This window comes from Streptococcus sp. A69 (genome assembly GCF_058556195.1).
On record NZ_JBZUJU010000002.1, the window covers coordinates 334,745 to 348,734 of the forward strand.

12 protein-coding genes and 1 riboswitch are annotated in these 13,990 nt (G+C 44.0%); of the genes, 7 read left to right on the forward strand and 5 right to left on the reverse strand.

What is annotated here, in order from left to right; translation table 11 throughout:
- The first annotated feature begins 33 nt into the window (after nucleotides 1-33).
- Nucleotides 34-1,317, forward strand: coding sequence for a trigger factor (tig, locus tag AC4ME5_RS05665; RefSeq protein ID WP_491800295.1), 1,284 nt, complete (start codon nucleotides 34-36; stop codon nucleotides 1,315-1,317).
- A gap of 47 nt (nucleotides 1,318-1,364) precedes the next feature.
- On the opposite strand, the gene recD2 is transcribed toward tig, so the two are convergent.
- The 3 genes from recD2 to rnhC all read right to left on the reverse strand — a co-directional run bounded on the left by recD2 (nucleotide 1,365) and on the right by rnhC (nucleotide 5,363).
- Nucleotides 1,365-3,734 (reverse strand): SF1B family DNA helicase RecD2, encoded by a 2,370-nt coding sequence (recD2, locus tag AC4ME5_RS05670; RefSeq protein WP_061588429.1) that lies wholly within the window; start codon nucleotides 3,732-3,734, stop codon nucleotides 1,365-1,367.
- 129 nt (nucleotides 3,735-3,863) lie between these two features.
- Nucleotides 3,864-4,478 (reverse strand): signal peptidase I, encoded by a 615-nt coding sequence (lepB, locus tag AC4ME5_RS05675; protein ID WP_491800296.1) that lies wholly within the window; start codon nucleotides 4,476-4,478, stop codon nucleotides 3,864-3,866.
- Between the two features lie 9 nt (nucleotides 4,479-4,487).
- A complete protein-coding gene (gene rnhC, locus AC4ME5_RS05680) occupies nucleotides 4,488-5,363 on the reverse strand; it encodes a ribonuclease HIII (protein WP_061588428.1) in 876 nt (291 codons plus the stop codon).
- 86 nt (nucleotides 5,364-5,449) lie between these two features.
- On the opposite strand from rnhC, the gene zapA reads away from it, so the two are divergent.
- The 6 genes from zapA to AC4ME5_RS05710 all read left to right on the forward strand — a co-directional run bounded on the left by zapA (nucleotide 5,450) and on the right by AC4ME5_RS05710 (nucleotide 12,106).
- Nucleotides 5,450-5,752 (forward strand): cell division protein ZapA, encoded by a 303-nt coding sequence (zapA, locus tag AC4ME5_RS05685; protein ID WP_000002028.1) that lies wholly within the window; start codon nucleotides 5,450-5,452, stop codon nucleotides 5,750-5,752.
- Nucleotides 5,749-6,297, forward strand: coding sequence for a CvpA family protein (locus tag AC4ME5_RS05690; RefSeq protein WP_007520605.1), 549 nt, complete (start codon nucleotides 5,749-5,751; stop codon nucleotides 6,295-6,297). The genes zapA and AC4ME5_RS05690 overlap by 4 nt, the downstream gene beginning before the upstream one ends.
- A 113-nt stretch (nucleotides 6,298-6,410) precedes the next feature.
- The gene (locus AC4ME5_RS05695; protein WP_491800297.1) at nucleotides 6,411-8,747 is read left to right on the forward strand and encodes an endonuclease MutS2; all 2,337 of its coding nucleotides are present in this window, start codon (nucleotides 6,411-6,413) and stop codon (nucleotides 8,745-8,747) included.
- A 168-nt stretch (nucleotides 8,748-8,915) separates the two neighbouring features.
- Nucleotides 8,916-9,004: riboswitch (glycine riboswitch) on the forward strand.
- 89 nt (nucleotides 9,005-9,093) lie between these two features.
- Nucleotides 9,094-10,416, forward strand: coding sequence for an alanine/glycine:cation symporter family protein (locus AC4ME5_RS05700; RefSeq protein WP_084853543.1), 1,323 nt, complete (start codon nucleotides 9,094-9,096; stop codon nucleotides 10,414-10,416).
- A 131-nt stretch (nucleotides 10,417-10,547) separates the two neighbouring features.
- Nucleotides 10,548-11,096, forward strand: a complete 549-nt coding sequence (locus AC4ME5_RS05705; protein WP_491800298.1) for a carboxymuconolactone decarboxylase family protein — start codon at nucleotides 10,548-10,550, stop codon at nucleotides 11,094-11,096.
- A gap of 110 nt (nucleotides 11,097-11,206) precedes the next feature.
- Nucleotides 11,207-12,106, forward strand: a complete 900-nt coding sequence (locus AC4ME5_RS05710) for a TDT family transporter (RefSeq protein WP_491800299.1) — start codon at nucleotides 11,207-11,209, stop codon at nucleotides 12,104-12,106.
- 24 nt (nucleotides 12,107-12,130) lie between these two features.
- Here the strand turns inward: AC4ME5_RS05710 and serS are convergent, their stop codons facing one another.
- Both serS and AC4ME5_RS05720 read right to left on the reverse strand, forming a co-directional pair.
- Nucleotides 12,131-13,405, reverse strand: coding sequence for a serine--tRNA ligase (gene serS, locus AC4ME5_RS05715; RefSeq protein ID WP_084853551.1), 1,275 nt, complete (start codon nucleotides 13,403-13,405; stop codon nucleotides 12,131-12,133).
- A gap of 213 nt (nucleotides 13,406-13,618) precedes the next feature.
- Nucleotides 13,619-13,990: a DUF956 family protein gene (locus AC4ME5_RS05720; RefSeq protein WP_000079371.1), complete on the reverse strand. Its 372-nt coding sequence runs from the start codon at nucleotides 13,988-13,990 to the stop codon at nucleotides 13,619-13,621.

Consider the following 13,990-nt stretch of genomic DNA (forward strand, 5'->3'; position numbering starts at 1 on the left):
ACTGTATTAAAAATTTTAAGGAGAAATGACAGAATGTCTGTATCATTTGAAAACAAAGAAACAAACCGTGGTGTCTTGACTTTCACTATCTCTCAAGACCAAATCAAACCAGAATTGGACCGTGTATTTAACTCAGTAAAGAAAACTCTTAACGTTCCTGGTTTCCGTAAAGGTCACCTTCCACGCCCTATCTTCGACCAAAAATTTGGTGAAGAAGCTCTTTATCAAGATGCAATGAACGCTCTTTTGCCAAACGCTTATGAAGCTGCAGTAAAAGAAGCTGGTCTTGAAGTCGTTGCACAACCAAAAATCGATGTGACTTCAATGGAAAAAGGTCAAGACTGGGTTATTACAGCTGAAGTCGTGACAAAACCTGAAGTAAAATTGGGCGACTACAAAAACCTTGAAGTATCAGTTGATGTAGAAAAAGAAGTTACAGACGCTGACGTTGAAGAACGTATCAAACGCGAACGCAACAACTTGGCTGAATTGGTTATCAAAGATGGTGCTGCTGAAGACGGCGACACTGTTGTCATTGACTTCGTTGGTTCTATCGACGGTGTTGAATTTGACGGTGGAAAAGGTGAAAACTTCTCACTTGGACTTGGCTCAGGTCAATTTATCCCTGGTTTCGAAGACCAATTGGTTGGACACTCAGCTGGCGAAACTGTTGATGTTGTTGTAACATTCCCAGAAGACTACCAAGCTGAAGACCTTGCAGGTAAAGAAGCTAAATTCGTAACAACTATCCACGAAGTAAAAGCTAAAGAAGTTCCAGCTCTTGACGATGAACTTGCAAAAGATATCGACGAAGAAGTGGAAACTCTTGACGAATTGAAAGAAAAATACCGCAAAGAATTGACTGCTACGAAAGAAGAAGCATACAAAGATGCTGTTGAAGGTGCAGCAATCGATAAAGCTGTAGAAAACGCTGAAATCGTAGAACTTCCAGAAGAAATGATCCATGAAGAAGTTCACCGTTCAGTAAATGAATTCCTTGGAAACTTGCAACGCCAAGGGATCAACCCTGACATGTACTTCCAAATCACTGGAACTACTCAAGAAGACCTTCACAAACAATACGAAGCAGAAGCTGAGTCACGTACGAAGACTAACCTTGTTATCGAAGCAGTTGCCAAAGCTGAAGGATTTGACGCTTCAGAAGAAGAAATCCAAAAAGAAATCGAGCAATTGGCTGCAGATTACAACATGGAAGTGGCCCAAGTTCAAAACTTGCTTTCAGCTGACATGTTGAAACACGATATCACTATCAAAAAAGCTGTTGAATTGATTACAAGCACAGCAACAGTAAAATAATCTCAAAAGAGAAAAAACCCACCTGCCTAGGTGGGTTTTCTGTTGCACTATTTTCCAAAAATCTCTTTGAGATCTGTATCTGTAATCCCAATCATAGCGGGGATGCTAGACCAGTTTTCTTCGGTGAGGATGTAGGATTGTTCAGAGTTACTTGCTGTGGCAGTTTCAGAGAAGGCTTGTCTGCTTTCTTCAATATTAGTTTCAATTAAATCACTGAAACGCTCAATCAGATAGGTCTTGCGGGCAGTCCCGATATGCTTGACTGCATAGTCAAAGGCCTGTAATTCACCAAGAAGGATGAGCTTGCTCTTGGCCCGTGTGATAGCTGTGTAGATGAGATTCCGCTCTAGCATACGCTTGCTAGCACTGGTAATGGGCAGGATGACAACAGGAAACTCACTTCCCTGAGACTTATGAATACTCATGGCATAGGCTAGTCGAATCTTGTACCATTCGTTACGTGGGTAGATAACCTCATTACCATCAAAATCAATGACAATCTCGTCTTGTTTGGACTCGGTGTATTTTCCAGGAATCAGGTCCGTGATGTAGCCTAGGTCTCCATTAAAGACATTGACTTCAGCGTCGTTGACTAGGTGAATGACCTTGTCCCCTGTTCGATAGTGACACTGAGTTGCTTCAAAGCTAACTTGCCCCTTTTGCTGAGGATTGAGCAGGTCTTGCATGAGCTGATTGATGGCGTCAATGCCAGCAGTTCCTCGATACATAGGTGCTAACACCTGAATATCACGAGCCGGAATGCCACTTCTGAGGGCAGCACCGAGGATTTTCTCAATCGTAGCTGGGATATGGCCGCTAGCGATTTCAAAGTAGGAACGGTCAGCTTTTTTCTGGGTAAAGTCGGCTGGCAAGATTCCCTTTCGAATTTGACTCGCCAAGGTAACGATAGTTGATTCTTCGCTCTGACGGTAAATCCGTTCCAAGCGCGTCTGCGGAATCAGGGGTATCTGGAGCAGGTCTGCCAGGACTTGTCCGGGACTAACAGAAGGCAATTGGTCGCTATCCCCCACGATGAGAATTTTACTGTTAGAGGAGATATTGGAGAAGAGTTGGTTAGCTAGCCAAGTATCCACCATGGAAAACTCATCTACAATGATAAAATCGGCATCCAGATAATCTTCCAGATGACTGGTATCATCGTCTCCTGTCATCCCCAAATGACGGTGTATGGTCGCGCTAGGCAAACCTGTTAATTCATTCATGCGCCGAGCCGCTCGACCAGTTGGAGCAGCAAGAAGGATAGGCAGATTGCTTTTTTTCCTGAGATCAAGCCCTTCTAAAAGGGCATAAACAGCGATAATTCCATTGATAACAGTCGTCTTACCAGTACCAGGTCCGCCTGTCAGGGTAAAGACCTTGTTCTGGATGGCGTCGCAGATAGCCTGTTTTTGAATGCTATCGTACTGAATCCCCAGTTCTTGCTCGACAGTAGAGATATGCTTGTGAATGGTTTCCAAATCATGACTCTTTTGTTTTCCTTTTTCAAGGATACGAACCAAGTGACTGCGGATGCCTTCTTCGGCGAAAAAGAGGCTGTTATCAAAGATTTTGGTATCAATCTGCTGAACCTTATCTTCTTCAATCAGATGGGAGAGTTCCTGAGCGACTTGGCTGGGATCCAGTTCCACGGGACGGGAAGATTCGAGGAGAGTCAGGGTTTGTTCCAGCAAATCTCGGGCTTCCATATAGGTATCGCCTGTATCCATACAACCTTGAAAGAGACTATGGACAAGGCCAGCACGGAAGCGCTCGGGAGCTTGGCTTTCAATGCCAAGTTCGGCGGCTAATTGGTCAGCAATGGTAAAGCCCAAGCCCTTGATATCCTCAACCAGCTGGTAGGGATAATTTTCGACAATATCCAGCGTTTCTTCCTTGTAAAAGTCTTGAATTTGAAAGGCTAGTTTATTGGGAATACCGTAGTTGGCCAGTTTTGCCAAGACCATTTCTGTCCCATAGTTGAGACGGAGGGTGGAGACAAAAGCCTCACGGTTTTTGGCAGAGAGTCCAGCAATGCTTTCCAGCTTTTCAGGATGCTCCAGAATTTCGTCTATGGTATTGTCACCATAGGTATCAACGATTTTCTGGGCAGTTTTGAGACCGATTCCCTTAAAATGACTGCTGGAGAAATACTTGACCAAGCCCTTGCTAGTGGGTTTTGCTCGCTCATAACGACTGATTTGTAGCTGTTCACCATACTTGGAGTGCTGAACGATTTGCCCCCAAAAAGTATAGTCTTCGCCCTCAATCACATCAGCCATGGTTCCTGTAACAATGATTTCAAAATCGTCAAAGTTCTCCGCATTGGTATCTTCGATATCTAGGAGGAGGATGCGATAAAAATTGCTGGGATTTTCAAAAATAATCCGTTCAATGGTGCCTGAAAAATAAACTTCCATAGGTTTCCTTTACATGAGTTCGTGAGAGTTGTACCCTTAGCTTCTTTCAACAAGCTAGGAGACTAAAAGGTCTTCTTCTCGCAATAGAAAAAGAGGCTGAAACTTAGCATTCTCGGCCTCTTCCTTATCTTAAAAAGTTCCGATACGGTTAAGTGGCCAGAAACGGAATTTTGCTTCGCCTTTGATATCGCTGGCCTTGAAGGTACCAACATGGCGGCTGTCGCTAGAGACTAGACGATCGTCACCAAGGAGAAGGTATTCGCCTTGAGGGACAGTAAAGCTGAAGCTGGTGTTGGAATTGACATCAACCGTAAAGGCTTGTGCTTTTTGAGCAAGTTCTCTAAAGTAAACTCCCTTATTGCCTTCAAATCCTTTGCCAGTATAGGTGTTTTGCAACTTTCCTGTTTTGAACAAGTTGAGGTATTCAGCTAGGTAGGGTTCATTCGTTTCTTCACCGTTGATAAAGAGTTTGTCATTTTCGTAGCGGATGGTATCACCAGGCATACCGATGACCCTTTTGACAATGTCTTTATTTCCGTCTTCCTCATGCGCAACCACGATATCGAAGCGGTCAATTGGGAGGTGTTTAACAACGAAGAGAACTTCTCCGTCAGCTAGGGTAGGGTCCATCGAGTGTCCTTCCACACGGACATTGCTCCAAAGGAAAATGCGGCTAAGGCCTACCAGTGCGATAATCAGGAAGATAACTCCCCATTCTTTTATAAATGATTTTAAATAGTTCATGGTTTACCTCTATAGAAGTTTTTTTGCTTTTTCAGTATTTTTAAAATGCAGTTTGGCGCAGAAATGAAGTCCCTTCATACCATAGGCTTGAAGGATTTTGCTGGCAACCTTATCAGATGCAGTTCCAGCACCGCTAGGTAGTTGATAGCCCAGTTCTCGTCCCAGATTTTCTAAGTTTTCGAGGAAGAGATCCCGCGCGATGATGGAGCTAACCGCAACAGCCAGGTATTTGCCCTCAGCTTTTTCTTCCAAAGTGATCTTATTTGGAAAACGGTTGGCTTCTTGAGCCAAGTACTTGTCATAGTTTTTAGGACTTGTAAAAGCATCAATCACGATTTTCTCTGGCTGGACTCCTTTTTGAAGCAGGAGAAAGATAGCTTGGTTGTGAAGGGCAACCTTTACAGAAACAGCATTGTAACGCTCTCCGATAACTTCATTATATTTGCTCGGTGAAAGAAGGAGCGCTTGATGCGAAATCTTTTCCTTGAGGATAGGGGCAATCTGACGAATCTTTTGGTCTGTCAGAGTCTTAGAATCCCCCACGCCGAGTTTTCGCAAGAAATCATGCTGGTCCGGTGTTACGAAGGAAGCCACTACAGAAAGCCCACCAAAGTAGGAACCGTTTCCCACCTCATCAGTCCCAATCATAGGAAAATCTTGACCACTGTTTTCTTGTTGAACCTCATAGTCAAAGAAACTGGCGTACTGCTCAGCAGCTTCGCCCTGGAGGAGAACTTTTCCAGAAGTATAGATGGAAACTGTTGCCTGAGGGAAGCGTAAAAAATAGCGGATATAGGGATTTTTACTAGGACTGAGAGCCTTCTGATACTGACTTAAAAAGCTCTGAATTTCCTGTTCACTGGGTGTGAGTGTGATACTTGCCATAGTCTCTATTGTACCACAAAAGCAGGAGAATTGGTAAAAACTGACAAAGTTAGCGAAATTTGGTATAATATCGTGAGGTGAATTTTATGGCAAATCTAAATCGATATAAGTTTACATTCGGGAAAAAGACATTAACCTTGACAACCGAGCATGACAACCTCTTTATGGAGGAAATTGCCAAGGTTGCGACTGAAAAATACCAAGCAATTAAAGAACAAATGCCTGGGGCGGATGATGAAACCATTGCGCTTCTTTTGGCAGTCAACTGTCTGTCTACACAGCTCAACCGTGAGATTGAATTTGATGACAAGGAGCAAGAGTTGTTAGAACTCCGCCACAAGTTAATTGCTGTCAAACAAGAACAGAGCAAGATTGAGGATTCCCTATGATTTCAATCCTACTCTTATTGGTTCTTGCTTGGGGCTTTTACATCGGCTACCGAAGAGGTTTGGTGCTGCAAGTTTATTATTTCCTCGTTGCAGTAATTTCAGCCTTTGTTGCGGGACAGTTTTATAAATCACTGGGAGAACACTTCCACTTGCTTGTCCCTTATGCCAATCCTCAGGAAGGACAGGGTACCTTTTTCTTCCCTTCAGACCAGCTGTTTTACCTAGACAAGGTCTTTTATGCGGGTCTCGCCTACCTTCTAGTTTTCGGAATTTGTTACAGTATCGGACGTTTTATCGGTTTGTTCCTACACTTGATTCCAACTAAAAAGCTCGATGTCAAATGGTTCCGTATCGGAGCAGGCGTTTTGTCTCTATTGGTAACCTTATTTGTCCTGCAAATGGCTCTGACCATTCTTGCAACGGTGCCTCTGGCAGTCATTCAAAATTCACTTGAAAAAAGTATAGTAGCCAAAAACATCATCCAAAGTGTCCCTTTTACGACAAACTTCATCAAACAACTCTGGGTGACAAATTTAATCGGATAAAAAGGGCGGGATTTTTCCTAGCCCTTTGTTTACAGATTGGACGACTAGGGTCAGGTAAAGTCCAAAAATCTCTAGGTACAACAATCTTGTAAACCAGCATACAAGGAAAGAATATGAATACAAAAATACTAGAAACTTTAGAATTTAATAAAATCAAAGCCTTGTTTGAACCGCATCTCCTGACAGAACAAGGACTGGAGGAGATAAAAGTCTTGGCTCCAACTGCCAAGGCGGATAAGATCAAACAAGCCCTTACAGAGATGGAGGAAATGCAAGCCCTATTTGTGGAGCAACCCCACTTTACAATCCTAGCGACACGTGAGATCTCAGCTGTTTGCAAGCGTTTGGAGATGGGGGCGGACCTCAATATTGAGGAGTTCCTGCTCCTCAAACGGGTCTTGCTTGCTAGCCACGAATTGAAAACCTTTTACGCTAATCTTGAAAATGTTCGTTTGGATTATTTGGCGAGATGGTTTGAGAAATTCCACGATTTTCCTCATTTACAAGGGAGTCTCCAAGCCCTCAATGATGCTGGATTTATCGAAAATTTCGCCAGCGAAGAACTAGCGCGCATCCGTCGGAAGATTCATGATAGCGAGAGTCAAGTTCGTGACGTTTTGCAAGACTTACTCAAGCAAAAAGCGCAGATGTTGACGGAAGGGATTGTAGCTAGCAGAAATGGCCGTCAAGTCTTACCAATCAAGAACACCTATCGCAATAAGATTGCAGGTGTTGTTCATGACATCTCTGCCAGTGGAAACACGGTCTACATCGAGCCACGTGAGGTCGTGAAACTGAGCGAAGAAATCGCTAGTCTGCGAGCTGATGAGCGTTATGAGATGATTCGCATCCTACAGGAGCTCTCGGAACGCGTCCGTCCTCATGCTTCAGAGATTGCTAATGACGCTTGGATTATCGGCCATTTAGATCTGATTCGTGCCAAGGTGCGTTTCATCCAAGAAAGACAAGCAGTCGTTCCTCAACTTTCAGAGAATCAAGAGATTCAACTCCTTCATGTTCACCATCCTTTGGTCAAAAATGCAGTGGCAAACGATGTACATTTTGGTAAGGAATTAACGGCCATTGTCATCACGGGTCCCAATACAGGTGGGAAGACCATCATGCTCAAAACCTTGGGTTTGACTCAACTGATGGCACAGTCAGGCTTGCCCATTTTAGCTGATAAGGGGAGCCGGGTCGGTATTTTCGAAGAAATCTTCGCAGATATCGGGGATGAGCAGTCTATTGAACAAAGCTTGTCTACCTTCTCCAGTCACATGACCAATATCGTAGATATTCTTGGCAAGGTTAATCAAGACTCGCTTTTATTACTAGATGAGCTTGGCGCAGGTACCGATCCGCAGGAAGGAGCAGCCCTTGCCATGGCTATTTTGGAGGATCTTCGTCTACGTCAGGTCAAGACTATGGCGACGACTCACTATCCAGAACTCAAGGCCTACGGTATCGAGACAGCCTATGTGCAAAATGCCAGCATGGAGTTTGATACTGCCAGTCTGCGTCCGACCTATCGCTTTATGCAGGGAGTTCCTGGCCGAAGCAACGCCTTTGAAATTGCCAAACGCCTTGGCTTGTCAGATGTCATTGTCGGGGATGCCAGCCAGCAGGTCAACCAAGATAATGATGTCAACCGTATCATTGAGCAATTGGAAGAGCAAACGCTTGAAAGCCGTAAACGCTTGGACAATATCCGTGAGGTGGAGCAAGAAAACCTCAAGATGAACCGAGCGCTCAAAAAACTCTATAACGAGCTTAATCGTGAAAAGGAGACAGAGCTCAACAAGGCGCGTGAACAAGCTGCTGAAATTGTGGAACTCGCTCTAAGTGAGAGTGACCAGATTCTAAAGAACCTTCACAGTAAGTCTCAACTCAAACCCCACGAAATCATTGAAGCCAAGGCTGAACTGAAAAAATTGGCTCCTGAAAAAGTCGACTTGTCTAAAAACAAGGTCCTTCAAAAAGCCAAGAAAAAACGAGCTCCAAAGGTTGGGGATTATATCGTGGTTCTCAGTTATGGCCAACGTGGAACATTGACCAATCAGCTTAAGGACGGCCGCTGGGAAGCCCAAGTCGGCTTGATCAAGATGACCTTGGAAGAGAGAGAATTTGACCTTGTTCAGGCTCAGCAAGAAGCCTCAGTCAAGAAAAAACAAGTCAATGTCGTCAAACGTGCTTCTGGTCGTGGTCCGCAAGCGAGACTGGATCTCCGAGGCAAACGGTACGAAGAGGCCATGAATGAGCTGGACGCCTTTATCGACCAAGCCCTGCTTAATAACATGGCGCAGGTAGACATTATCCACGGTATCGGTACGGGAGTCATCCGTGAGGGCGTCACTAAATACCTGCAAAGAAATAAGCATGTCAAGAGTTTCGGCTATGCCCCACAAAATGCTGGAGGCAGTGGCGCTACCATTGTGACCTTTAAAGGATAGAGAGAAGAAGGATTCGCTCTTTCTGAAAAAAGAAATGAAAGGTCAAAAATTTTCATAGAATATATTGACAAAGGCTAACTTTTCTTGTAGAATAATAAAAAATAAAATACCAACACCGAATGAAGTTTAATAGAAGTGGAGAAAGGTTTGTTTTCCATGACTGTAAATGGACGGAACTCTGGAGAGACCGTAAAGGCACCGAAGGGGCAAGGCAGGCAACTGCTCAAACTCTCAGGTAAAAGGACAGAGCTAGGATAGACCGCTTTTTGGCATTTATCTAAGCATTCCAGAGTACATGTATCTTGCATGTGCTCTTTCTTTTGAGGTTGAAAGATAGGAGAAGGACATGTTAGAATTGCTTAAAGCGCTTGATGCTTTCGTTTGGGGGCCTCCCCTCTTGATCTTATTGGTCGGAACGGGTATCTATTTGACCATCCGACTAGGCCTTTTGCAGGTGGCTCGTCTCCCTAAGGCCTTTCAGCTGATCTTTACCAAGGATAAGGGGCATGGCGATGTGTCGAGCTTTGCTGCTCTCTGTACGGCTCTAGCAGCCACCGTTGGTACGGGAAATATCATCGGGGTCGCAACAGCCATTAAGGTTGGGGGACCAGGAGCCCTCTTTTGGATGTGGATGGCAGCCTTCTTTGGGATGGCGACCAAGTATGCCGAAGGCTTGCTGGCCATCAAATACCGTACTAAGGATGCAAATGGAGCTGTAGCTGGAGGCCCCATGCATTACATCCTTTTGGGGATGGGAGAAAAGTGGCGTCCACTTGCTATTTTCTTTGCCCTAGCGGGTGTATTGGTAGCCCTTCTAGGGATTGGTACCTTTACCCAAGTCAATTCGATTACAGAATCCATTCAAAATACAGCTCAAATTGATCCAGCCATCACAGCTCTGATTTTATCGATTTTTGTAGGGATTGCTGTCTTTGGTGGCCTCAAATCCATATCAAAAGTTTCGACAGCAGTTGTTCCTTTTATGGCTATTGTCTATATTCTGGGAACTCTTACAGTTATTCTCTTTAATATCGAGAAAATCCCAGCCACACTTGCACTGATCTTTACTTCAGCCTTTAGTCCGGCGGCCGCGGTAGGTGGCTTTGCAGGTGCCAGTATTCGGATGGCTATCCAAAATGGTGTGGCGCGAGGAGTCTTTTCTAACGAATCTGGCCTAGGATCAGCTCCCATTGCAGCGGCTGCAGCTAAGACAAATGAGCCTGTCGAGCAAGGTTTGATTTCCATGACAGGAACCTTTATTGATACTTTGATTATCTGTACTCTGACAGGTCTAACAATCTTGGTAACTGGTGTTTGGAGTGGTGATTTGAATGGAGTTGCCTTGACTCAGTCAGCCTTCTCAACAGTTTTTTCACACTTTGGACCTGCCCTCTTGACCCTCTTCCTTGTACTCTTTGCCTTTACGACGATTCTCGGATGGAACTACTACGGAGAACGCTGTTTTGAGTTCCTCTTTGGTGTTCGTTTTATCTGGCTCTATCGTGTAGTCTTTGTAGTCATGGTCTTGTTGGGAGGATTTATCGAGTTGGATATGGTCTGGATTATTGCAGATATTGTCAATGCCTTGATGGCATTGCCTAACTTGATTGCCCTCTTAGTTTTGTCGCCAGTCGTCATTGCTGAGACTAAAAAGTATTTTAAACACTAACCCAATCACACTTTTCGTGTGATTTTTTTCATTTCATAGACATTTTCTATCAAGGCGATTGAAAATATATATTATCCAAGGGTGAAATTCTATGATAGACTAAATGACAATAAAATGAAAAGAGGTTTCTTATGACAACATTTATCATCCACACAGTAGAATCAGCACCAGCAGAAGTGAAAGAAGTTCTTGAAACAGTACAAAAAGATAACAATGGCTATATTCCCAACCTAATCGGTCTCTTGGCCAACGCTCCTACCGCGCTTGAAGCCTACCGAACTGTCGGAGCCATCAACCGTCGCAACAGCCTGACACCAGTAGAGCGTGAAGTAGTGCAAATCACAGCTGCCGTAACCAATGGTTGTGCTTTCTGCGTCGCAGGTCACACAGCCTTTTCAATCAAACAAATCCAGATGAATGATGATCTTCTCCAAGCTCTCCGCAACCGTACTCCAATCGAGACAGATCCAAAACTAGATACTCTAGCTAAGTTTACCTTGGCGGTCATCAATACCAAAGGGCGTGTAGGAGATGAAGCCTTGGCTGAATTTTTGGAAGCTGGCTACACGCAACAAAATGCCTTGGATGTGGTTCTCGGTGTTAGTCTTGCCAGCCTTTGCAACTATGCCAACAACCTAGCCAATACGCCTATTAACCCAGAATTACAACCTTATGCTTAATTCATATCTGAGAAAAAAATGAAGTCTGAAATAATCGGGCTTCATTTTTTAGGCTTTCATTTAAGCGTTTTTATGCTATACTAATAATAACATGATTATTGGAGGCTCGGATGAAAAAGTTCCCCTTGGTATTTTCTGGCTGTTTACTAGGCTTAGCAGGTGCAGGAAATCTGCTTGCAGATACTTTACCTGTTCCGTCGCATTTATTGAGTCTGACTGGTTTAGTTTTGTGGATTTTCTTTCTTATTCTTCATCTTTTTAATTGGGAAGAAACCAAGCAAGAATTGACCAAGCCCCCTCTTTTATCTGGGATGGCCACTTTTCCTATGGCTGGGATGATTTTATCGACCTATGTTTTTCGCGTATTCCCTGCTCTTCCTTTGGTAGCACAAGGGATCTGGTGGTTTTCCTTTCTCTTGGATTTGGTTTTGATTGCTACTTTCACCATCAAATTTGCCTGTCCAGGTCGGAAGGTCAATGCGACTCCAAGCTGGACGGTACTCTATGTGGGGATAGCAGTAGCGGCCTTGACCTATCCTCTGGTAGGCATTATTGAGATTGCCTATGCGACCTTGAGTTTTGGTTTTGTCTTGACCTTCTATCTCTATCCCCTTATTTATAGGGATTTAAAGCAAGATCCACTCCCAGTGGCCTTGCTTGGACAAGAAGGAATCTACTGTGCTCCCTTTTCTCTACTCTTGGCTTCCCTAGTTCGAGTTGAAGGAGCAAGCCTACCGACTTGGCTCTTGATCGTCATGATTTTGGCATCTCAATCCTTCTTTTTCTTTGTGTTAACTCGCCTGCCTAATATTTTAAAACAAGGCTTTCAACCAGCTTTCTCAGCCCTCACCTTCCCAACCATTATCACAGCCACCTCGCTCAAGATGGCCCAGGGAATTTTTAAACTTCCTTTTCTGGATTATCTGGTGTTGGCTGAAACGGTTATATGCCTCACTATTTTATTCTTTGTCTTGGGTGCTTATCTGATTTGGTTACGAAAAAAGGTCTAGCTAGAAATAGCTAGGCCTTATTTTTTATGGTTTGATAACTTCAGCGCCACCCATATATGGACGAAGAACTTCTGGAATGGTCACAGAACCATCTTCATTTTGGTAGTTCTCAAGAATAGCAGCCACTGTACGTCCAACTGCAAGTCCAGAACCGTTCAAGGTGTGAAGGAGTTTTACCTTGCCATCGACTTCATCACGGTAGCGGATTTGGGCACGACGGGCTTGAAAATCTTCTGTATTTGAACAGCTTGAGATTTCACGGTAGGTATTTTGCGCTGGAATCCAAACTTCCAAGTCGTAAGTCTTAGCAGCTGAGAAGCCCATGTCTCCAGTAGAGAGGGCAACGACACGGTATGGAAGGTTGAGTTTTTGAAGGATGTTTTCAGCGTTGGCCGTCATTTTTTCTAATTCTTCATACGATTCCTCTGGTTTGGCAAATTTGACCATTTCAACCTTGTGGAATTGGTGCAAACGAATCAAGCCACGTGTATCACGACCAGCTGAACCAGCCTCAGAACGGAATGAAGGACTCATAGCGGTAAAGTAGATTGGCAGGTCTTTACCGTCAAGGATTTCATCACGGTAGTAGTTTGTCAAAGGCACTTCAGCTGTAGGAATAAGGACATAATTAGTGTCTTTCAATTCAAAAGTGTCTTCCTTGAATTTTGGATATTGACCAGTACCAAACATAGAATCATGGTTAACCATGTATGGTGTGATGACTTCAGTATAGCCCTCTTTTCCATGCTCGTCCAACATAAAGTTGTAGATAGCACGTTCCAAACGAGCACCAAGCCCTTTATAGAAGAGGAAGCGAGCACCAGTAACTTTTGCTCCACGTTCCCAGTCAAGGATACCCAAGTCTTCACCAAGATCCCAGTGAGCTTTTGGTTCAAAATCAAACTCACGTGGAGTACCCCAACGGCGGACTTCCACATTGTCATCTTCGTCAGCTCCGATAGGAACACTGTCAGCAGGGATATTTGGAAGAGTAGTGGTGAATTCTGTCAATTTAGCATCGATGTCCGCTAGTTCAGCATCCAAGGCTTTGATTTCAGCAGATAGGGTTTGCATCGCAGCAATCTTGTCATCGGCATTTTCCTTGTTGCGCTTAGCTTGGGCAATCTCTGCAGAAACTGTGTTGCGTTCTGCCTTAAGGTTTTCAACCTTGACCAAGATGTCACGACGTTTAGCATCGATTTCTTTCATCTCGTTTAAGACAGCAGGATCTACACCACGTGTAGCCAATTTTTCTGCGACAGCATCAAAGTCTGTACGAATACGTTTAATATCTAACATAAGAACTCCTTTATGAAAAAAACACACCTGACAAAGCGTTGGAGTGGCAGGGCCACGGTTCCATCCAACTTCACAGGTGTGCACTTGATTGTGTATGTAATTGTTACTAACGGTAGAATTTCACTTACCCCTCCTATCTGCTCGCAGCACCCGCAGACTTTCTGGAAGAAGAGGATAACCTACTTATCCGTTGCTATGATTATACTAAAGTTTCTACTTTTTTGCAAATAGATTTTTAAATTTTTGACCAATGGTCTGGAGTAAAGTAGGGAGTTTCACAACCTTGTCATTGCCCAGTTTTTCGCGAGCGATTTTGAGGATAGCTCCAGAGTCTTTTGAAGCAAAGAGGAATTTTCCTTGATCGGTGAAGACTTCGAAGTGGCGGCTGATTTTGCGACCAGTTACGTTGGCTCCGATTTGTTGAATGCTGGACCAGGGAATTTGGATATATTGTTCGACATTGACATCAGGATAAAACTCTAAGGCTTGATCCCCGACTAGAAATTTTCCGACTTTTCCAGAGATGGAGAGATAGGATGTTCCAGTGGTTTGTAGGTCAATGACTTTATTGAGTGATTGGGCCAT

Bases quoted from the DNA above. Each gene is read 5' to 3' on its own strand.
- tig (WP_491800295.1), top strand. From the start codon at position 34: ATGTCTGTATCATTTGAAAACAAAGAAACAAACCGTGGTGTCTTGACT.
- recD2 (WP_061588429.1), bottom strand. From the start codon at position 3,734: ATGGAAGTTTATTTTTCAGGCACCATTGAACGGATTATTTTTGAAAAT.
- lepB (WP_491800296.1), bottom strand. From the start codon at position 4,478: ATGAACTATTTAAAATCATTTATAAAAGAATGGGGAGTTATCTTCCTG.
- rnhC (WP_061588428.1), bottom strand. From the start codon at position 5,363: ATGGCAAGTATCACACTCACACCCAGTGAACAGGAAATTCAGAGCTTT.
- zapA (WP_000002028.1), top strand. From the start codon at position 5,450: ATGGCAAATCTAAATCGATATAAGTTTACATTCGGGAAAAAGACATTA.
- AC4ME5_RS05690 (WP_007520605.1), top strand. From the start codon at position 5,749: ATGATTTCAATCCTACTCTTATTGGTTCTTGCTTGGGGCTTTTACATC.
- AC4ME5_RS05695 (WP_491800297.1), top strand. From the start codon at position 6,411: ATGAATACAAAAATACTAGAAACTTTAGAATTTAATAAAATCAAAGCC.
- AC4ME5_RS05700 (WP_084853543.1), top strand. From the start codon at position 9,094: ATGTTAGAATTGCTTAAAGCGCTTGATGCTTTCGTTTGGGGGCCTCCC.
- AC4ME5_RS05705 (WP_491800298.1), top strand. From the start codon at position 10,548: ATGACAACATTTATCATCCACACAGTAGAATCAGCACCAGCAGAAGTG.
- AC4ME5_RS05710 (WP_491800299.1), top strand. From the start codon at position 11,207: ATGAAAAAGTTCCCCTTGGTATTTTCTGGCTGTTTACTAGGCTTAGCA.
- serS (WP_084853551.1), bottom strand. From the start codon at position 13,405: ATGTTAGATATTAAACGTATTCGTACAGACTTTGATGCTGTCGCAGAA.
- AC4ME5_RS05720 (WP_000079371.1), bottom strand. From the start codon at position 13,990: ATGGCCCAATCACTCAATAAAGTCATTGACCTACAAACCACTGGAACA.